The sequence below is a fragment of the Sinorhizobium chiapasense genome, from assembly GCF_036488675.1.
Lineage (GTDB): Bacteria > Pseudomonadota > Alphaproteobacteria > Rhizobiales > Rhizobiaceae > Sinorhizobium > Sinorhizobium chiapasense.
This window is the reverse complement of the sequence record NZ_CP133148.1, coordinates 1,441,834-1,460,584: the sequence shown is the minus strand read 5'-3', so window position 1 is coordinate 1,460,584 and position 18,751 is coordinate 1,441,834. Positions and strand designations below refer to the sequence as shown.

Below are 18,751 nucleotides of genomic sequence, written 5' to 3'. Positions count from 1 at the left end.
AAAGCCCAGAACTTCCGCCGCCTTGCTCCGCAGCTGCCCATGCGCCAAGGCCGAAAAACCACATGGGCGGGTGCGAAATCGGGCTCCGCTGAAATCGTAACGGGCGTCCTGGTCCGGAAGCGCTATGCCAGAATCACGACGATTTTAAGCGACGAGGGTTCAACGATTACGATCCGGCCATCGGCCAAGACGAAGAAGCGGTAGCCCTCGTATCTTGGCACGATCCTCACGATACGCTGCGGGAGAGGCCTCAGTTCGACGGTTTCGGGAACGGCCGTGCCGATCGTCACGTTGAAATCAACGTCGACGGGCTCGACGTTCTCCTCTTTGACGATCTGCGTGATTTCCGTCTTCTGCTCCACCGTCACGTTGACATCGCCGCCATCAGAGTCCTGACCCTGCTGGGTCTGCTGCGATTCACCCTCAGCGGGCTGACCGGTTCCGCCTTGCGGCTGCTCGGTCTGACCCTGATCGGGTTGCTGTTGGTCCGTTTGTCCTTCCGAAGGCTGCTGTTCGGCGTCGGGTTGGTCCGGCTGCTCTGGTTCGGGCGCGACTTGATCTTGCTGCTGTTGTTGCTCGGGCGTGCCGGTATCGGGTTGCGATTGCTGATCCTGCTGCAGCTGCTGTCCGGTTCCGCCCTGCTCAGCGTCAGGCTGCGGCTCGTCCATAGGCTGCTGGCCCTGTCCGGTACCTTCACCGTCCGGTTGAACTGTGCCGCCCTGCGCATCAGGCTGCTGGCCCTGGGCACCGCCTTGCGGACATTCGGTGCCTGCCGGGCATTCGGTGGATTGACCTTGTGCCGGCTGCTCGGTCTGCGCGAGAGCAGGCGTGTAGGTGACGCCCAGGCTCAAAGCAATTGCGCTCTTTATAAGGATACCTTTCATCATCGGAAGCACTCCAAATAAAATCCCTTCCGAAGCCGAACCCGTCGGGTTCAAGAGTGTTCCGGCGATCCCGTCGAAGGCAGCCCCAAAAAGGGCATGTATCGGACCTTAGTCCCACGCGGCACAGCCATAGGTCCTAAGGCCGTTGCGGAATGTCGCTCCTGACACATATTGCAGCCGTTGAGCGCCAACGGCGGTTATCCCCAATGCCGGCGTGAACGCGCGAGGTCCCAGAGCGACGCCCCAATAGTCCCTTCTGCCCCGTTCTGGGACCTCCATCTCTTTCTCGCGCCGAGGCGATGGTTCGGCGCGGTGCGTCAGGAAGCCGAACTCGGGCGCGATATCGAGCTTCGACCAGCGGCGGTGCCGCATGGGCAACGTTTACGCGCCTGCGGGCTCATCTCAACTGTGATGGTCGATCAGCGGCTCGGCATCAAGACGCTCTCGTCGGCTTCATCCACATTGATCTGCAATATCGGGACCACTGATCGCATCACGCCTCTGTCACGCTCACGTCACGTTCAGCAGCTAAGAAAATAGCCATACTGTCATTGACCACGGATGTACTGGCAATGGCTGCAGGAAGGTCGGGTTCAGCCCGGCCTTTTTTGTTGAATGGTGCCACTGCGGAGGGGTCGCCGATGAGCAACCCGCCTTCGCCTTCCTCAACTCAGAAGGAGAAGTTGGGCCACCGCGGAAACCAAGCGGAGCAGAGAAAGTCTGCCTGCGTCCATCAACCCGCTGGTCGCAAGAAACACCCAGACGAAGTCGATCGCGCCGACCACCGTTCAGCCACTGGGCGCAAAGGACACAAGCGAGAAATCGGAGGTCATTCCCGTTGCAGGCAGGGGTCTGACGCCGACCAACACGTCAAAACGCCAGCGGGAAAGACTTTCTACGATGCAGATGCAATAGAGACTGCAACGGTATCAGTCGGCCCCCCGACCTCGGGTGCAATCGCGACCAATGTCACAAGCACGAGCAATGCCGCACCTATCCCCATGAACAACTCGGTCAGATCGGCGTCCATAGTCATCTCCCCGAATTCAGGCAGAAGGAATATTGGCGCTTCGATCATGTCGGCTCAACTCTCAGATTTTAGTGGTTCAGTGCCGCTGAAGGGGCGCACACACTACACCAATGTGACGAATATGTCATGTTCTGCAACCGTTTGGCGATTGTTCGCTTTGCGTTCATTCAATGTTTAGAGATCGCTAAATCTAGATTTGTCAACGTGAACAGCGGAAGCTACTGCGCAGGCTAGCCTCTCGCGCCACGATGACGGCTGATCTTTTGTCTGTCGCTGCGTGTTGACGGGCCCTGGAGCCCGAATCAGCCGCCAACAAGCCGGAACAGCAAGCCGGCTTCGGCCCGGAGGGTGCGCAGGCGGGAATCGAGAAATATCTCCCAAATAAAGATCCTCCACGTGGAGGCCGCGGCCGAGGCGACCTCCCGCAGTCTTGCCGACGCGCGCATTTCCACTTTGAATTGCCAGAACGGCATGGCATGTTCCGGCGGCGCGATTTTAGCTCGGGGGCTGCGGGTGCCGATGTCGGACGAACTGTCCCATCTTCTGTTTCTGTTCGGATTCTACGCCACGACGGTCGCTACCTATTTCGCCCTTGGTTATGGTCTCACCTGGGTCAACAACCGCAATCCTGAACGAAAGATTCAGAAGGGGCGCGGTTCCGACAAACGTCGCAATGCGGAAATCCGCCAGAGCCTGGCTTCAATGTTCAGCGCTTGCCTGCCGCTGACCATCGGCCTTTACGCCCAGCAAAAGGGCTGGACGCCGGCGCCCTGGGCTTTCACTTGGTGGGCCGCGGTCCCGCTTTTTATCCTGTGCATGTTTCTCTACGATACCTGGTTCTATTTCATGCACCGATTGCTCCATACGAAGTGGCTCTACCCGCTGCACGCACTTCATCATAAGAGTGTCGCGCCAACGATCTGGAGCACCTATTCGGAGGATGTCTTCGACAATTTTCTATTGCAGGGGTTCTCAGCCGCAATCGTGTTCGTTGTGCCGTTTCCGCCAGCGATTCTCATCGCACAGAGGCTGTTCGAACATTTCAACGGCATGTTCGGACACTGCGGGTTCGAATATTTCGCCTCATCGACAACCCGTTATCCGTCCCCCTTGCTGTGCACGACTTTCCACGACCAGCATCATTCGGGATTTCGATACAACTACGGCAACTATTTCTCGTTCTGGGATCGCGTGCTGGGCACGATTTCGCCGAACTACGACCAGCGCGTGAGGAAGTTCGAGGAGGAGGAACTGCCGCTCAAATTCAGTCGGGCCGCAGACGGCGATCTACATCAGGCGGCCGGGCACAGCCCAGAAGGCTGCCCCTACGATGAGCGACCAGCCACAGGGGAACGCCAGCCCGACGATGGCCATGTACGGTTGGACCCGGCTCGCGATGGCCGAGGTCTGCACGAAGGAAGACTATAGGGAGCGTCTCGCGAGCCGCTTCGGAAGGCCTTACGAACAAGCTTTAGCTGCACCAAAGTCAAACCTGTAGCAAACTCAATTATTTAGATGGTAGTTTGGCGACCCCTGCAGGACTCGAACCTGCGACAACCTGCTTAGAAGGCAGGTGCTCTATCCAGCTGAGCTAAGGGGCCGTTGGGCGTTGCCCTCTCGCGGACTTACCAGGAACCTCTAGTGGGTCCAGGGCTGCATCCGGTTGAAACGGAAATTGTCCGAATAGGACACATTCTTGCGCGTCGAATCCTTCGGCGCGATCACGCGGTAGTCGATGCCGTTGCGTTCAGCGTAGGCGATGGCCTGTTCCGCGCTCTCGAAGGTGAGCCGCAGTTGCTGGCGCATGTCGCCGGAGCTCGTATATCCCATGATCGGGTCAATGGTACGCGGTTTTTCCTGATCGAACTCCAACACCCACAGATGCGTCTTGGCCTTGCCGGACTGCATGGCTGTCTTTGCAGGACGATAGATCTTCGCGGACATTGTCTCGAACGGCTCCCGTTTATTCCATCGCAGCGCCGCGGCTTTCACATGCCAACGATCGCTGAAACACGTTTATTTGCTGCATAATTCCTGAGTTTAAATCGACTCGAATTAAGGAATTGTGCAGCAGCACAGCCTGGCTTTTGGTCCCGCCGTGCGTCTTCCCTTAGCGCAGATTGATCCAAAACGGAATGACCGATGATGGGAAAATGACGCTTTTCCGACAGCTTGCGGTGCCGACTGGAAATGCGCTACCGGCGCGTCCAACCCGTTGGTTGCGAACCAGTGGGAACGGATCAGAGCAGAGCTTCTCTTGTGCCTCAGAGCGCGCGCCGTGCTCTCTCACACGGGCGCAGGCGAGTCGCTAAAAACGACACGCCAAAATATCAATGATTTCATGAAATTAGGTGGTCGGAGTGGAGAGATTCGAACTCCCGACCCTCTGGTCCCAAACCAGATGCGCTACCAGACTGCGCTACACTCCGTACCAACGAGGCCCGGAGATACACGCTTCGCCTCGTGCCTGCAACATGAATTTTGTGCTCGGCGGAAGGGCACGGCAAACCCGTCGCGCTCAGTTTGCGGCCGGGATCCGGGAACCTTCGAGGCGGTCGCCCGGCTTTATACCGAGTCGTTTCACCGTACCGGCGTTGAGCTCGAGCACGAATGCCACCGGCTCGCCGGAATCGATGATCGCCTCGGACAACGGCACCGCGTTTTCATGAATCGTGCGTACCGTTCCATCGTGCGCAACGAAGAGCATATCCAGAGGCAAATAGGTATTCTTCATCCACATCATTACCCGGCGCGTCTCGCCAAAATCGAACAGCATGCCGTGGTCGGGCGCCATCTGCCGGCGGTGCATGAGTCCCTGCTCGCGCTGGCCCGGGTCGACCGCGAGTTCGACCGTCAGGTCGTGGGCGCCCGCCGCTGTCAAAAGACGGACCTTGTCACGCCCAAAGGAAACGTCGGCGAAAACCGCGGAAACGAACAGCGACAACAAAAAAAGCGCCGCGACGGCGCTTCTTGCAAATATGTTGAGAGACGAAGCCATCAATGCGACCGGTTGGTTGGCGTCGGGCCGTCGGGATGAATTTCCGCTGCCATGAGACCCTTTTCGCCGTCGCCGAAGCGCACCAGCACCACCTGCCCGGGCCGCAGTTCCGTGAGCCCGAAACGGCGCAGCGTCTCCATGTGCACGAAGATGTCTTCGGTCCCCTCACCGCGCGTCAGGAAACCAAAACCTTTGGTGCGGTTGAACCACTTTACGAGCACGCGCTCCAGGCCGCTGGTCGGCGTGACCTGAACATGTGTTCTGACCGGGGGAAGCTGCGAAGGATGAACGGCAGTCGACTGATCCATCGAGAGAATGCGGAAAGCCTGGTATCCGCGGTCCCGTTTCTGAACAAGCGCGACGACGCGCGCACCCTCAAGAACCGTCTGATAGCCGTCGCGCCGCAGGCAGGTAACATGCAGCAATACATCCTGCATGCCGTTGTCGGGCACAATAAAGCCGAAGCCCTTTGCAACGTCGAACCACTTGATAACGCCGGTAATTTCGATGAGGTCAAGGGCGTCATTGCCAAAGTCGTCATTGTGGATGACGTCTTTCGAAGATGTTCTATCCGCCATTCTCCCAGCCCCTCGTTTACGCGCAACTCTTGATACGGTTAACTGATTCTTATTGACCAGAATAACATCGTCCCGCCGCGCATGCGCAAGTCCCTCGACATATTTTGGCCGGGGTCATTTATGGGGACGCAGCCTTGCCTCTGGCTTGCTGCAGGCTAAGTATACGCCATATTCTCAGAAACAGGGACAACCCAATGCGCTATCTGCACACGATGGTTCGTGTGAAGGACCTGGACAAGGCTCTTCACTTCTACTGCACGCTCTTCGGCCTCCGGGAAATCCGTCGGTACGAAAACGAAAAAGGCCGGTTCACACTGGTCTTTCTCACCGCGCCTGCGGATCTCGACCAGGCCAAGGACGGGGGCTCCCCCTGCCTCGAACTCACCTATAACTGGGACACGGAGGACTACACCGGCGGCCGCAACTTCGGCCATCTCGCCTACGAAGTGGACGACATCTACGGCTTCTGCAAACATCTGATGGACAATGGCGTGACCATCAACCGTCCTCCGCGTGACGGGCACATGGCTTTTGTGCGCTCACCGGACGGAATTTCGATCGAGATCTTGCAGAAAGGCGAGCATCTGCCCGCGCAGGAGCCCTGGGCTTCGATGGCTAATACCGGCAGCTGGTAAGCTCCGCGCAATTTCGGCTGACTAGCGTCCAACCGTGCCTTCGGCTCGGTCCGTTTGGCACGGCACCCAAGGCGAAGCCCCAAAGATCGGAAACATCGGCGAATGATCTTAGGCCCGGCCAGGATGCCGGGCCTTTGCGTATCTATTGTGAAGGCACAAAAAGGTTAGTGCAGGTTTACAAATTGCGCGATGTTCATTAACTTTGCGCACCAGACGTTGAAACGGGGTTCTGCTTCGCAATCAATTGCGGCGTCAAAGCCCTTTACTTGGCCTGACCTTTCCCGTGGTGTGGCTTTTGCTCACCGCGAGGAAAATGAGTTGTTTGTTCTGGGGCGATGTTTCGGAACTGAGACTTAATGCATGTGCGACGGCGAAAGCCTCGGACCTGCACGGAGAGCGGGGATAAGACGTTGCAACATCTGGAGGGGAAATGCTCGTTCGTGACGTTCGGACGCGCGGTCGCATTGTCCGTATCATTGTTCGCATTGGCAGGTTGCATGTCGTCTACCGGCGACGAGGTGGCTTCCCTGAAGCCGCAGCAATCGGCGACACCGTCGCAGACCGCTGAGACCGAAAGCGATGCCGGCGAGGCGCAGATCGCGGCTGAGCAGGGAACAGTCGCGCCGCAGGCTACGAGCGTTGCTGCCCAGGCCGATCCGGCGGCGACACAGCAATCGTTGACGATGCAAAGCACGGGCCTGCGCGCCACCTCGTCCAGCATTTACGGACAAACACCCACCGCCACGGCTGAAGGGCAACCGGATGCCAACCAGGCGGCGGGTGCAGCGCCCGGCAACGCCATCCTGCCGCAACCAACAACGGTCAATGCCACAAACAACAGTCTCTTCAGCAACGGGCAAACCGTGACCGAGCCCGCCGCTCCATCGCAAGAGGGCGCCAGCAACGAGACGCCGGCAGCAGTGCAGACCGTCGCAGACCCGGCCGCGAGCGAACCGGCGACAGGCGCCGGAAACGACCTTCCTCTCGTCGTTCCGCTCCCGCTCAGCGCGCAAGCGGCACTGTCCGGCAAAATGCCAGTGGAGTTGCAGCCTGTAGAAGTTGCCTCGGTGGATCCGGCGGCACTTCCGCATGCGAATCCCGGTCAACCGGCCGATCCGGCGAAAAAAGAGGGCGAGAGGCAGCAAAGGACAAAGACCTGGACGCTCGCAAGCCTCTTTGCGCCGAAGCGAAAGGAGAAGCCGCGGGCCGACGGCGAACGCACCGTCCAGCAGGCGGAGAAGAAGACCATCACGGCCAGCAACGCGAGCCAGCCGCAAGTCGCCTCGCTCGCCTACAGTTCGTTGCCTGGCGTCAACATGAATCCGCTTTTCAGCATGGAGCATGAAGATCACGTCGCCGACGAGGAGGACGCACCAGTCCAGACGGCGGCTCTATCCGGTCTCGCCCGTCTCGCGCCGAACGGCCTTGTGCTGCAGACAGAGAGCGTGGAGACCGGCTGCTTCAAGCCGGAACTTCTCGAGATGTTGAGGACGGTCGAGAGACACTACGGCCAGAGGGTCATGGTGACCTCCGGCCTGAGGGCGATCAAGGTCAACCGGAAACGCCAGTCTCTCCACACGCGATGCGAAGCCGCCGACATCCAGGTCAAGGGTGTCAACAAGTGGGAGCTCGCGAGCTTCCTGCGCAGCATTCCGGGCCGAGGCGGCGTCGGCACCTATTGCCACACGGAATCGGTTCACATCGATATCGGTCCCGAGCGCGACTGGAACTGGCGCTGCCGCCGGCGTAAGGGTTGACGGCTCGCGATCGTTGCGCTGGCAAAAGCGCTCGCAAAGCGTGAAGAAAGCCCGTCCGATCGTGCTGTCATTTTTTTTAAAAAAATGAATTTAGCCGCTTGCGGGAATCCAAAGGCCTCTCTATAAGCCACCTCGTCTTGGGCGCCCATCGTCTAGCGGTCTAGGACGCCGCCCTTTCACGGCGGAAACACGGGTTCGAGTCCCGTTGGGCGTGCCATTCTTTCTTCGATATAGTTACTGGATACTTCTGGGGTGCGTTTTCGCATCGCGTTTATGCTTGCCCGAAGAAGACGTAAACTTTCAAGAACTTTTCCGCAGGAAAAATCGATTTGGCGGCAGCTGATCACTTGCGGGAACCAAAAGGCTTCTCTATAAGCCACCTCGTCTTGGGCGCCCATCGTCTAGCGGTCTAGGACGCCGCCCTTTCACGGCGGAAACACGGGTTCGAGTCCCGTTGGGCGTGCCATTGCTTCCGTTTCTTTTTTGTATGTTGCAAAGCGTTTTTGCGCATCGTCGCTTGCGGCGGGGCTTGGGAAATTCGAAAGCTTGAGCTATATGTGCATTTCGTCTAGCGCGCCCATCGTCTAGCGGTCAGGACGCCGCCCTCTCACGGCGGTAACACGGGTTCGAGTCCCGTTGGGCGTACCAATCCGATCTCGCTCTTGGCGATGTAAATGACACGTGGCAGCGAACGAACGCTTGCCGCTTCCGATCGCGCCGAACCTCCACAAGTTTCCCGCAAAAAATTGAACTTAATGTCTCTCGCTCACTTGCGGGAATCCGAAGTGCTCTCTATAAGCCACCTCGTCTTGGGCGCCCATCGTCTAGCGGTCTAGGACGCCGCCCTTTCACGGCGGAAACACGGGTTCGAGTCCCGTTGGGCGTGCCATATTCCAATACAATCAAATCAAATAGTTACACGGGCTCGGCGCAAGCCGACCGAAGATTCCGGTCAAGGCAGCCGGACACCTTGCGCCTTTCGGCGCATACGCCCCTATCTTGAGCGCTTTCTGATATACTGCGAGGCTTGGCCCGGGCCGGCTCCAGCGCGGCCGGGTTGAAACAGGGGGCCATCCATGGAGCATCTCGCTTCGAGATTGATTGCTGCCTGCGTGCTTTATGGTGCGGCGCTCGTCTCGTGCACCGCCATGACAGGAAGTATCAAGCCCACGCCTGGAACCCATCAGATAGCGGGCCATCCGTACCGAACGATGAATGATTGTGTCCGCAAGGCCCCCGTCGGCCAGTTTGATCTGAAATGCGACGTTCCGCTTCTCGGCTACCGCAATTTCTCCGACCCAACGATCGTACCGCAGATCGGGGCACCCGAAGGCATCCATCTCCGATGATGCGGCCGCGCTTCAAGAGCACGATGCGCAAAACCTTCATCGATTCTCGAATTCGTCAGATCGCCTTTGCTGCGTCGGTCACGCGCAGCTGGACGCGTCGGGTTCCCTGCCAGAGGTCTGCGGAAACCGATCCCGCGACATGCATGGTAGAGCCGCGGCCGCGGAGCAGGAAGTCGCCGAGAGGTGTTTCCGCGGCGCGAAAGGCAATACCGTCGATCCGGCTGCCATCCTGGCCCTCGAGCGTTACCTTGACGTGATTGGAGCCGACCTGCCGGGAGTCGCGCAGCCGGTGCTGCGGAAAGGCGAAGACCGGCTGCGGATGTCCGGAACCGTAAGGGCCGGCCTGCTCCAGCAGATCGACCAGCTCGATCGTAGCGCCCGACGCGCCAAGCGCGCCGTCTACCTTCAGGGTTTCCGTGGACACAAGATCGCGCACCACCGATTCGGCCCGCTCTTCGAAAAACTGACGAAGCCTGCCGAGATGCGCGCGTTCGACCGTTAAGCCGGCAGCCATCGCATGGCCGCCGCCCTTGACGAGAAGACCGCTTTCGACCGCCGCCCGCACCAGCCTGCCCATGTCAAAACCATTGATCGAACGCCCCGATCCCGTGCCTCGTCCACTCGGATCAAAGGCGATTGCGAAGGCCGGCCGGCGGAATTTTTCCTTGATGCGTGCTGCAATGAGGCCAACGATTCCAGGGTGCCAGCTTTCCCGCGCCGTGACGATCACCGATGCCCCCTCGCCGGTCCCGTATTCCGCCAGCACCTCCGCTTCGGCCTCGGCGAGCATCGCCGCCTCCATGGCCTGGCGCTCGCGGTTGAGTTCATCGAGCCGGCCGGCGATCGCTTCGGCGGCCACCGCATCGTCGAGCGTCAACAGCCGGCTACCGAGCGCGGCGTCACCGATTCGTCCGCCCGCGTTGATACGCGGGCCGATCAGGAACCCAAGGTGATAGGGCGTCACAGGGCCGCCGATTGCAGCCTTGCGGAGGAGCGCTGCGAGCCCCGGATTGCCCATATGACGGGCGGCGATCAGGCCCTTGACCACATAGGCGCGATTGAGCCCCTTGAGCGGCACCACGTCGCAGACAGTTGCCAATGCGACAAGATCAAGCTGCGCCAACAGATCGAAGGAAACTGCACGCGGGTCACCTTGGCCGCGCAGTACCCGCAGGGTGTTGACGAGCGCAAGATAGACAACGCCGGCTGCGCACAGATGCCCCTGGCCGGAGAGGTCGTCCTCGCGGTTCGGATTGACGAGCGCGTGACAAGGTGGAAGGGAAGAACCCACCTGATGGTGGTCGATGACGACGATATCGGTACCGCGGTGGGCGGCAACCGCGAGGGACTCGTGGCTGGTCGAACCACAGTCGACGGTGACGATAAGATTGGCGCCGTTGTCGAGCAGTTGCTCGATCGCCTGCGGATTAGGGCCATAACCTTCGAAGATGCGGTCAGGAATGTAGATGTCAGCCTCGACTCCGAAATGGCGCAGGAAGCGGACCATCAGCGCGCAGGAGGCGGCGCCGTCGACGTCATAGTCCCCGAATACCACCACTCTCTCGCGGCGGCGTATCGCCAGCGCCAGCCGCTCGGCCGCCTTGCGGCAGTCGGTCAAGGTGTCCGGATCGGGCATCAGCGCGCGAAGCGTCGGGTCAAGAAAGGCGGCGGCATCGTCGAGCGCTACGCCGCGGCCGGCCAACACGCGGGCGATCATCTCGGAATAGCCGTGGACCTGGCTGATCGCCAACGCCCGGTTCTGCCCGGCTTGATCCAGACGCGATACCCAACGCTGTCCGCTGACCGAGCGCTCGACGCCGAGAAATGCCCGTTGGATCGGATCCGCCAATACGTCCATGCTATTTGTCCGCCTGCATTCCTCTGTTCTTAGCGGACATTTCGGGCTGGAAGAACCCGAATGAAGAAGGCTCCGGCGGGCCGAAGGCCTGTCGGAGCCGTTTCTCAACAGTTTTAATGCGTCAGACGGCGATCAGCCCGCCTTTGGGCGCTCGATACGGATGACCTGCGGCTCCCCGACAAGATAACCCTCGCCCTTGATGGCGACGATCGCCTTGCGCACGGAAGCTTCATGCGTGGCATGGGTGACCAGGATGATCGTCTTCGGTTCTGCAGAATCCACGTAGTGCTTGGAATGCTGCATGATCGATTCGAGCGAGATATCGTTTTCGGCCATGTGCCTCGCGATGTTGGCGAAGACGCCGGTACGGTCGAGAACCTTCAGCCGGATGAAATAGCCGCCTTCATGGCTTTGGATGCGGGCCCGCTTGTACGGCAGCAATGCGGTCGCCGGGCGCCCGAAAGCCGGTACGTGTTGCGCGCCGGGGCGGCTCTTGGCGATATCGGCGACGTCGCCAAGCACAGCCGAAGCGGTCGCATTGCCGCCGGCGCCCGGGCCGACCATCAGCAACTCGCCAAGAATATCGGACTCGATCGCGACCGCGTTCGTTACACCGTCGACCTGCGCGATGACGGAATCGTAAGGCACCATCGTCGGATGAACGCGCTGCTCGATGCCGCTTTCGGTGCGTTGCGCAACACCGAGCAACTTGATCCGGTAACCGAGGTCGGCGGCCGCCTGGATGTCCTCGATCGAGATGTTGGTGATACCTTCGAGATAGATGTCATCGGCGGCGATTGCGGTGCCGAAGGCGAGGCTGGTCAGGATCGAGAGCTTGTGCGCCGTATCGTTGCCCTCGATGTCGAAGGCCGGATCCGCCTCGGCATAGCCCAGGCGCTGGGCTTCCTTCAGGCAATCTTCGAACGAAAGCCCCTCCTTCTCCATCTTCGTCAGGATGTAGTTGCAGGTGCCGTTCATGATGCCATAGACACGCGAGACGGTGTTACCCGTCATCGATTCGCGAAGTGCCTTGATGACCGGAATGCCGCCGGCAACCGCGGCCTCATAGTTGAGCAATGCGCCATGCTCTTCGGCAATGCCTGCAAGCTCGATGCCGTGGGCGGCCAGCAGCGCCTTGTTGGCGGTGACAACATGAATGCCCCGCTGCAACGCGGCCTTGACGGCGGAATAGGCCGGATCTCCGGCACCGCCCACCAATTCGATGAAAACGTCGATATCCGCCCCGGACGCCAGCGAAACCGCATCGTCGAACCACTTGATATTTGCAAGGTTCACGCCACGGTCCCTGGACCGGTCCCTCGCCGTCACCGCCATGATCTCGATCGCCCGCCCGCACGTGGTCGCCAGCATCTCATGACGATCCTGGAGAATCCGCACGAGCGAGGCACCAACGGTCCCCAAGCCCGCAATGCCGATTTTGAGGGCATCTGACATAGCAAGTTCCTAACATGTAGAGGCCCCGCCAGATGTGGCGGGGCTATTCTGGTTTGGATATCGGGGCTTACCCGATTTCCTACCGGTGTGCGTTAAGCGAGATGACGTTGTGCATCGTCTCATCGGCCGCAGACAGGAAGCGCTTGATATTGCGCGCCGCCTGCCGGATCCGGTGTTCGTTCTCCACGAGCGCCAGGCGGACATAATCGTCGCCCTGCTCGCCGAAGCCGATACCGGGTGCGACGGCGACATCCGCCTTTTCGACGAGAAGCTTCGAGAACTCGAGCGAACCCAGATGACGGAACTTCTCGGGGATCTTTGCCCAGGCAAACATGGTCGCCGGAGGCGGCGGCACTTCGAAGCCCGCCTTGCCGAAGCTCTCAACCATCACGTCGCGCCGGCGCCTGTAGATGTTGCGCACCTCGGCAATGTCGCTGCCGTCACCGTTGAGCGCCTGCGTCGCGGCAACCTGGATCGGCGTGAACGCGCCATAGTCAAGATAGGACTTGACCCGCGTCAGCGCCGCGATCAGCCGCTCGTTGCCGACGGCAAAGCCCATGCGCCAGCCGGGCATGGAGAACGTCTTCGACATCGACGTGAACTCGACCGTGACGTCGATCGCGCCAGGCACTTCCAGCACGGAGGGTGGCGGCGCGTCATTGAAGTAGATTTCCGAATAGGCGAGATCCGAGAGCACGATGATGTCGTGCTTCTTCGCAAACGCGATGACTTCCTTGTAGAAGTCGAGCGTGGCCACCTGTGCCGTCGGGTTCGACGGGTAGTTGAGGATCAGCGCCAGAGGCTTCGGGATCGAATGCCGCACGGCCCGTTCCAACGGTCCGAAGAAGCTGTCATCGGGCTCGACCGAAATGGAGCGGATGACGCCGCCTGCCATCAGGAAACCGAAGGCGTGGATGGGATAGGTCGGGTTCGGGCACAGGATGACGTCACCGGGCGCGGTGATCGCCTGCGCCATATTGGCGAATCCCTCCTTGGAGCCGAGCGTCGCGACGACCTGGGTCTCGGGATTGAGTTTGACGCCGAAGCGACGGGCATAGTAGGCGGCCTGAGCCCGACGCAGCCCGGGAATACCCTTCGATGACGAGTAACGATGTGTGCGCGGATCCTGGACGACCTCGCAAAGCTTGTCGACGATCGATTGCGGGGTCGGAAGATCCGGATTGCCCATGCCGAGGTCGATGATGTCAGCACCGGCCGCTCGCGCGCTTGCTTTCAAACGGTTGACCTGTTCGAAAACATAGGGCGGCAAACGCCGGACTTTGTGAAACTCTTCCATCTCCAAACCTCGTTTGGCGCAAGCCTCCACGAGCCGTTCGGCTTTCGCGGAAGCAAACGCGGTGGTGAACGGCCGTCATCGCGGCCATTCAACGCTTTGCGTCCAAATCACTTGAAAGGCAAGCGCTAATTCTCGATCTGTTTCAGCGTGTCGGCGCCGTGCTGCTCGGCCAGCAACTGCAATTCCTTCAAGCGCCGCTGGTATTCGGCCTCGGAGATCGAGCCGGATTGGCGGGCAGCGGCAAGCGCCGTCAACCGGGTTTGCATCGAGACCGCGTCCTCATCGCTCATTTGGGCGGCGGCGGCCGGCTTTTGCCCGTAGACGGATGGAAAGGTAGCCAGATTGGCAGTCGAACTGCATCCGGCAAGGGCGCTCGCGAGAAGCAACCCCAAAACCCAAGAACCCGAGCCCTGTTTTCCGACGACAAGCATGCTGGCGATGACCCCTGTTTTTCCGGCGCGACGATGGACCAGTGCACCCACGCCCGAAAAAGACACGCCGGTGACACTTTAACCGCTTGAATTCAAAGCGATTTACTCGCTTCCTGTGATTCCATTGGAAAGCTGAACGCTCTAGCCCTTGTAATCATTTTCGGGCAGAATGTAAAAATGCAAAACAGATAAGATGCTGTGGAGGACGCCGGGTGACAGCAGACAGGAAGGCCGAGGACGGCGGTGGTAAGAGCGGTTTTGCCGGCTTTGATCCGAAATCGGTCGAGCCTTACATCGTCAGGGATCCGGAAGGCCTGGCCGTCAACCTGGCCCGCGCAGCAGAACAACTCGGCAAGGCCGCCTCCGCATGGCTTGCCCCGCGCGAAACCGGCGAGAAGACCGATGTGTTTGCCGAGCCCGTGTCCGACATGGTCAAGACGCTCTCCAAGATCTCGGAGTATTGGCTTTCCGATCCGCGTCGGACACTCGAAGCCCAGACGCATCTCATGGGCAGCTTCTTTGACATCTGGTCACGTACGATCCAGCGCATGGCCGGCGATATCGCCGCGGATCCGACGAGCATCGAGCGCACCGACAAGCGCTTTGCGGACGAGGATTGGGTGAAGAATCCGTTCTTCGATTTCATTCGCCAGGCCTACTTCGCAACCTCGGACTGGGCGGAGAGAATGGTCAACGATGCGGAGGGGCTCGACGACCACACCAAGCACAAGGCGGCATTTTACGTGCGCCAGATATCGAGCGCCCTGTCGCCAACCAATTTCGTAACGACCAATCCGCAACTCTATCGCGAAACCGTGGCATCCAGCGGTGCCAACCTCGTCAAGGGAATGCAGATGTTTGCGGAAGACATCGCTGCCGGGCGCGGTGATCTCAGGTTGCGGCAGACGGATACGAGCAAGTTCGCCATCGGCGAAAACATTGCGATCACACCAGGCAAGGTGATCGCTCAGAGCGATGTCTGCCAGGTTATTCAGTATGAAGCGAGCACGGAGACAGTGCTCAAGCGGCCGCTGCTGATCTGCCCGCCGTGGATCAACAAGTTCTACGTGCTCGATCTCAACCCGCAGAAATCCTTCATCAAATGGGCTGTCGACCAGGGCCATACCGTGTTTGTCATCTCCTGGGTCAATCCCGATGAACGCCATGCCTCGAAGGGCTGGGAAGCCTATGCGCGCGAAGGGATCGGCTTTGCCCTGGACATCATTGAGCAGGCGACCGGCGAACGTGACGTCAATGCCATCGGTTACTGTGTCGGCGGCACATTGCTTGCTGCGACGCTGGCGCTCCACGCCGCCGAAGGCGATGACCGTATCCGCTCTGCGACACTGTTCACGACGCAAGTGGACTTCACCTATGCGGGAGACCTCAAGGTCTTCGTCGACGATGACCAGATCAGCCAGATCGAACGCAAGATGAGTGCGACCGGCTATCTCGAAGGCTCGAAGATGGCCACCGCCTTCAACATGCTCAGGGCGTCCGAGTTGATCTGGCCGTATTTCGTCAACAACTATCTGAAGGGACAGGAACCTCTCCCCTTCGACCTGCTTTACTGGAATTCCGATTCAACGCGGATGCCGGCAGCCAACCACTCTTTCTACCTTCGCAACTGCTACCTGGAGAACAAGCTTTCCAAGGGAGAGATGGTGCTGGCCGGCCGGAAAATATCGCTCGGTGACGTCAAGATCCCCATCTACAACCTGGCGACGAAAGAAGATCACATCGCGCCTGCCAAATCGGTATTCCTCGGCAGTAGTTCCTTCGGCGGCAAGGTCACCTTCGTTCTGTCGGGCTCGGGTCATATTGCCGGTGTCGTCAATCCGCCGGACAAGGGCAAATATCAATACTGGACTGGTGGTCCGGCCAAGGGTGACGTCGAGGAATGGCTGGGCAGGGCAAAGGAAACACCGGGCTCCTGGTGGCCGCACTGGCATGGCTGGGTTGAAAAGCTCGACAGGAAGCGCGTTCCGGCCCGTAAACCTGGCGGCCCGCTCAACTCGCTTGAGGAAGCACCGGGTTCCTACGTGCGCGCCCGGGCCTGATCGGATCACACGTGAATTTCTCCCGCCCGCTCGTTCCAGCCACGCTCGTGCAGCGTTACAAGCGCTTTCTATTCGACGCCGTTCTCACCGATGGAACGAGGATTACCGGCTCGTGCCCGAACACCGGCTCGATGCGCGGATTGACCACCCCGGGTTCGCAGATCTGGCTCTCGGAGCACGACAGCCCGACGCGGAAATACCGCCATATGCTGGAGATCGTCGAAGCCGACGGAACACTCGTCGGCATCAACACCGGACTGCCGAACCGGCTTGCCGAGGAAGCGATCGCTGCAGGACTTGTGGGTGACCTTCACACCTATGGGACACTTCGGCGCGAGCAGAAATACGGCCGCAACTCCAGGATCGACATCCTTCTCAGCGACCCGACAAAGGGACTTGCCTATGTAGAGGTGAAGAACGTCCACTTCAGCCGCGACCGGGGCCTCGCCGAATTCCCCGATAGTCCGACTGAGCGAGGCGCCAAACATCTCGAAGAACTCGGCGACATGGTGGAAGCCGGCCACCGCGCAATCATGCTCTATCTTGTCCAAAGACACGATTGCGATGTCTTCCGGATATGCCGCGAACTCGATCCGGTCTATGCTCGTGCATTCGAACGCGCTGCCAAACGCGGCGTCGAGGCCTATGCCATCAAATGCGCGATATCGCCCTCGCAAATAGCACCGACGGCGGCAATGTTAGTGGACGAAACCGCCCTCGCTGATTTATGACATGCGCATGAAACAATGAAAGTTCTGTAATGGTAACCTATATCGAGGCCGGCGCTGCCCCCTACAAGAACACCGGCGTTATCCGTCTTTACGGGCCGGATGATTTCGAAGGTATGCGCAAGGCCTGTCAGGTGACCGCGCGTTGCCTGGATGAACTCGTGCCCCGCGTAAGGCCAGGCGTAACGACAGAAGAGATCGATCGCTTCGTTTTCGAATTCGGCATGGACCATGGCGCGCTTCCCGCGACGCTCAACTATCGCGGCTATACAAAATCGTCGTGTACGTCGATCAATCACGTCGTCTGCCACGGTATTCCGAATGAAAAGCCCTTACGCGAAGGCGACATCGTCAATATCGACGTCACCTATGTCGTTGATGGCTGGCATGGCGATTCCAGCCGCATGTATCCCGTCGGCGAGGTCAAGCGTGCCGCAGAACGGCTGCTCGATGTCACGCACGAATGTCTGATGCGCGGCATCGCGGCTGTGCGCCCCGGGGCACGCACCGGTGCGATCGGCGAGGCCATCCAGGCCTATGCGGAGTCCGAGCGCTGTTCGGTGGTGCGCGACTTCTGCGGCCACGGCGTTGGCCGGCTGTTTCACGACGCTCCGAACATCCTGCACTATGGTCGCGCCAATGAAGGCCCCGAGCTGCGCGAGGGCATGATCTTTACGATCGAGCCGATGATAAATCTGGGTCGGCCGCACGTGAAGGTTCTGTCGGATGGCTGGACCGCCGTCACGCGCGACCGTTCGCTTTCGGCACAATACGAGCACACGGTAGGCGTCACCGCGCAAGGCTGCGAGATCTTCACGCTTTCACCAGCCGGCCTGTTCAAGCCCGGCATTGCTGCAGTGGGCAACGCGTGACGAGAACCCCGCCCCTCTCCGAAGGCGAACTGCAGCCGACGGACGAGCGGCAGTTCTTTGCACAGCAAAAGCCGCGCGTCCGCGACGCGGAAGTAAACGCTGCCCCTCCCGCGGAAGCACATTATCACGGCCATCGCGATCGCCTGCGCGACCGTTACCGTGAACATGGCGATGCAGCGCTCGCGGATTACGAGGTGCTGGAACTCATCCTCTTCAGGCTGATCCCCCGTCGCGACACCAAGCCGACCGCCAAGGCGCTGCTCGCCCGCTTCGGAACACTTGCAGGCGTTTTCGGCGCGCCGCTCAATCTGTTGCAGGAGGTCAAGGGTGTTGGCGAGTCGGTCGCGCTTGATCTCAAGCTCATTGCCACCGCCAGCCACCGGATGCTGAAGAGCGAGTTGCGCGACAAGCAGGTCCTGTCATCCTGGAGCGCGGTCATCGACTACTGCCATGCAGCGATGGCGCACGAGACCAAGGAGCAGTTCCGCATTCTCTTCCTCGACAAGCGCAACGTGCTGATTGCCGATGAAGTCCAGCAGCGAGGCACGATCGACCACACGCCGGTCTATCCGCGGGAGGTGATCAAGCGTGCACTTGAGCTATCCGCGACCGCGCTGATCCTGGTCCACAACCATCCCTCCGGCGATCCGACGCCTTCTCGTGCAGATATCGAGATGACCAAGTTGATCGCCGAAGCCGCCAAGCCACTCGGCATCGCTCTTCACGACCATATCATCATCGGCAAGGACGGGCACGCGAGCCTCAAGGGCCTTCGGTTGTTCTAACGCGTACTGCGCCTGAAAATCCCACCCGCTCAGC

17 protein-coding genes and 6 tRNA genes are annotated in these 18,751 nt (G+C 59.9%); 12 read left to right on the top strand and 11 right to left on the bottom strand.

The genetic code is table 11. From position 1 onward, the window contains the following. Window positions 1–122: 122 nt before the first annotated feature. Both RB548_RS07055 and RB548_RS07050 read right to left on the bottom strand, forming a co-directional pair. A complete protein-coding gene (locus tag RB548_RS07055) occupies window positions 123–884 on the bottom strand; it encodes a DUF1236 domain-containing protein (protein WP_331374907.1) in 762 nt (253 codons plus the stop codon). An 895-nt stretch (window positions 885–1,779) separates the two neighbouring features. Beyond that, the gene (locus tag RB548_RS07050; RefSeq protein ID WP_331375057.1) at window positions 1,780–1,914 is read right to left on the bottom strand and encodes a hypothetical protein; all 135 of its coding nucleotides are present in this window, start codon (window positions 1,912–1,914) and stop codon (window positions 1,780–1,782) included. A 396-nt stretch (window positions 1,915–2,310) separates the two neighbouring features. Here RB548_RS07050 and RB548_RS07045 point away from each other — a divergent pair, with 396 nt between their 5' ends. After that, a complete protein-coding gene (locus RB548_RS07045; protein WP_331374241.1) occupies window positions 2,311–3,342 on the top strand; it encodes a sterol desaturase family protein in 1,032 nt (343 codons plus the stop codon). 96 nt (window positions 3,343–3,438) lie between these two features. Here the strand turns inward: RB548_RS07045 and RB548_RS07040 are convergent. The 5 genes from RB548_RS07040 to RB548_RS07020 all read right to left on the bottom strand — a co-directional run bounded on the left by RB548_RS07040 (window position 3,439) and on the right by RB548_RS07020 (window position 5,490). Beyond that, a tRNA-Arg gene (locus RB548_RS07040) sits at window positions 3,439–3,515 on the bottom strand. 37 nt (window positions 3,516–3,552) lie between these two features. Further along, complete coding sequence (locus RB548_RS07035) at window positions 3,553–3,858, bottom strand: ETC complex I subunit (RefSeq protein ID WP_136507071.1); 306 nt, start codon at window positions 3,856–3,858, stop codon at window positions 3,553–3,555. A gap of 408 nt (window positions 3,859–4,266) precedes the next feature. Continuing rightward, a tRNA-Pro gene (locus tag RB548_RS07030) sits at window positions 4,267–4,343 on the bottom strand. A gap of 89 nt (window positions 4,344–4,432) precedes the next feature. Then, complete coding sequence (locus RB548_RS07025) at window positions 4,433–4,912, bottom strand: DUF192 domain-containing protein (protein ID WP_331374240.1); 480 nt, start codon at window positions 4,910–4,912, stop codon at window positions 4,433–4,435. Then, on the bottom strand, window positions 4,912–5,490 hold the full coding sequence (locus RB548_RS07020; RefSeq protein ID WP_136507073.1) for a cold-shock protein: 579 nt from the start codon (window positions 5,488–5,490) through the stop codon (window positions 4,912–4,914). Before RB548_RS07020 ends, RB548_RS07025 begins: the two co-directional genes overlap by 1 nt. 194 nt (window positions 5,491–5,684) lie before the next feature. Here RB548_RS07020 and RB548_RS07015 point away from each other — a divergent pair, with 194 nt between their 5' ends. The 7 genes from RB548_RS07015 (at window position 5,685) to RB548_RS06985 (ending at window position 9,231) form a co-directional block, all read left to right on the top strand. Further along, the gene (locus tag RB548_RS07015) at window positions 5,685–6,125 is read left to right on the top strand and encodes a VOC family protein (protein WP_331374239.1); all 441 of its coding nucleotides are present in this window, start codon (window positions 5,685–5,687) and stop codon (window positions 6,123–6,125) included. A gap of 410 nt (window positions 6,126–6,535) precedes the next feature. Further along, on the top strand, window positions 6,536–7,882 hold the full coding sequence (locus RB548_RS07010; RefSeq protein ID WP_331374238.1) for a D-Ala-D-Ala carboxypeptidase family metallohydrolase: 1,347 nt from the start codon (window positions 6,536–6,538) through the stop codon (window positions 7,880–7,882). A 141-nt stretch (window positions 7,883–8,023) separates the two neighbouring features. After that, window positions 8,024–8,099, top strand: a tRNA-Glu gene (locus RB548_RS07005). A gap of 173 nt (window positions 8,100–8,272) precedes the next feature. Next, a tRNA-Glu gene (locus tag RB548_RS07000) sits at window positions 8,273–8,348 on the top strand. Between the two features lie 107 nt (window positions 8,349–8,455). Beyond that, window positions 8,456–8,530: transfer RNA gene (locus RB548_RS06995), tRNA-Glu, on the top strand. Window positions 8,531–8,695: 165 nt separating this feature from the next. Beyond that, window positions 8,696–8,771, top strand: a tRNA-Glu gene (locus RB548_RS06990). Between the two features lie 187 nt (window positions 8,772–8,958). Then, complete coding sequence (locus RB548_RS06985; protein WP_331374236.1) at window positions 8,959–9,231, top strand: hypothetical protein; 273 nt, start codon at window positions 8,959–8,961, stop codon at window positions 9,229–9,231. Between the two features lie 55 nt (window positions 9,232–9,286). On the opposite strand, the gene recJ is transcribed toward RB548_RS06985, so the two are convergent. The 4 genes from recJ to RB548_RS06965 all read right to left on the bottom strand — a co-directional run bounded on the left by recJ (window position 9,287) and on the right by RB548_RS06965 (window position 14,272). Beyond that, complete coding sequence (recJ, locus tag RB548_RS06980; protein WP_331374235.1) at window positions 9,287–11,089, bottom strand: single-stranded-DNA-specific exonuclease RecJ; 1,803 nt, start codon at window positions 11,087–11,089, stop codon at window positions 9,287–9,289. A gap of 132 nt (window positions 11,090–11,221) precedes the next feature. Then, window positions 11,222–12,544: a homoserine dehydrogenase gene (locus RB548_RS06975; RefSeq protein ID WP_331374234.1), complete on the bottom strand. Its 1,323-nt coding sequence runs from the start codon at window positions 12,542–12,544 to the stop codon at window positions 11,222–11,224. Window positions 12,545–12,623: 79 nt separating this feature from the next. Continuing rightward, on the bottom strand, window positions 12,624–13,841 hold the full coding sequence (locus RB548_RS06970) for an LL-diaminopimelate aminotransferase (RefSeq protein ID WP_331374233.1): 1,218 nt from the start codon (window positions 13,839–13,841) through the stop codon (window positions 12,624–12,626). Between the two features lie 125 nt (window positions 13,842–13,966). Beyond that, window positions 13,967–14,272 (bottom strand): SHOCT domain-containing protein, encoded by a 306-nt coding sequence (locus RB548_RS06965; protein ID WP_331374232.1) that lies wholly within the window; start codon window positions 14,270–14,272, stop codon window positions 13,967–13,969. 212 nt (window positions 14,273–14,484) lie between these two features. On the opposite strand from RB548_RS06965, the gene phaC reads away from it, so the two are divergent. The 4 genes from phaC to radC are packed head-to-tail and all read left to right on the top strand — an operon-like array spanning window position 14,485 to window position 18,717. Next, a complete protein-coding gene (gene phaC / locus RB548_RS06960) occupies window positions 14,485–16,332 on the top strand; it encodes a poly(3-hydroxyalkanoate) polymerase subunit PhaC (RefSeq protein WP_331374231.1) in 1,848 nt (615 codons plus the stop codon). 11 nt (window positions 16,333–16,343) lie between these two features. Further along, window positions 16,344–17,063, top strand: coding sequence for a DNA/RNA nuclease SfsA (sfsA, locus tag RB548_RS06955; RefSeq protein ID WP_331374230.1), 720 nt, complete (start codon window positions 16,344–16,346; stop codon window positions 17,061–17,063). Window positions 17,064–17,092: 29 nt separating this feature from the next. Next, window positions 17,093–17,932, top strand: coding sequence for a type I methionyl aminopeptidase (gene map, locus RB548_RS06950; protein ID WP_331374229.1), 840 nt, complete (start codon window positions 17,093–17,095; stop codon window positions 17,930–17,932). Then, entirely contained in the window at window positions 17,929–18,717 is a 789-nt protein-coding gene (gene radC / locus RB548_RS06945) for a RadC family protein (protein ID WP_331374227.1), read from the top strand. Before map ends, radC begins: the two co-directional genes overlap by 4 nt. The last annotated feature ends 34 nt before the right edge of the window (window positions 18,718–18,751 follow it).

What these genes read in the sequence shown, in the direction of transcription:
- RB548_RS07055 (WP_331374907.1), bottom strand. Translation starts at nt 884, where the DNA reads ATGAAAGGTATCCTTATAAAGAGCGCAATTGCTTTGAGCCTGGGCGTC.
- RB548_RS07050 (WP_331375057.1), bottom strand. Translation starts at nt 1,914, where the DNA reads ATGGACGCCGATCTGACCGAGTTGTTCATGGGGATAGGTGCGGCATTG.
- RB548_RS07035 (WP_136507071.1), bottom strand. Translation starts at nt 3,858, where the DNA reads ATGTCCGCGAAGATCTATCGTCCTGCAAAGACAGCCATGCAGTCCGGC.
- RB548_RS07025 (WP_331374240.1), bottom strand. Translation starts at nt 4,912, where the DNA reads ATGGCTTCGTCTCTCAACATATTTGCAAGAAGCGCCGTCGCGGCGCTT.
- RB548_RS07020 (WP_136507073.1), bottom strand. Translation starts at nt 5,490, where the DNA reads ATGGCGGATAGAACATCTTCGAAAGACGTCATCCACAATGACGACTTT.
- RB548_RS07015 (WP_331374239.1), top strand. Translation starts at nt 5,685, where the DNA reads ATGCGCTATCTGCACACGATGGTTCGTGTGAAGGACCTGGACAAGGCT.
- RB548_RS06985 (WP_331374236.1), top strand. Translation starts at nt 8,959, where the DNA reads ATGGAGCATCTCGCTTCGAGATTGATTGCTGCCTGCGTGCTTTATGGT.
- recJ (WP_331374235.1), bottom strand. Translation starts at nt 11,089, where the DNA reads ATGGACGTATTGGCGGATCCGATCCAACGGGCATTTCTCGGCGTCGAG.
- RB548_RS06975 (WP_331374234.1), bottom strand. Translation starts at nt 12,544, where the DNA reads ATGTCAGATGCCCTCAAAATCGGCATTGCGGGCTTGGGGACCGTTGGT.
- RB548_RS06970 (WP_331374233.1), bottom strand. Translation starts at nt 13,841, where the DNA reads ATGGAAGAGTTTCACAAAGTCCGGCGTTTGCCGCCCTATGTTTTCGAA.
- RB548_RS06965 (WP_331374232.1), bottom strand. Translation starts at nt 14,272, where the DNA reads ATGCTTGTCGTCGGAAAACAGGGCTCGGGTTCTTGGGTTTTGGGGTTG.
- map (WP_331374229.1), top strand. Translation starts at nt 17,093, where the DNA reads ATGGTAACCTATATCGAGGCCGGCGCTGCCCCCTACAAGAACACCGGC.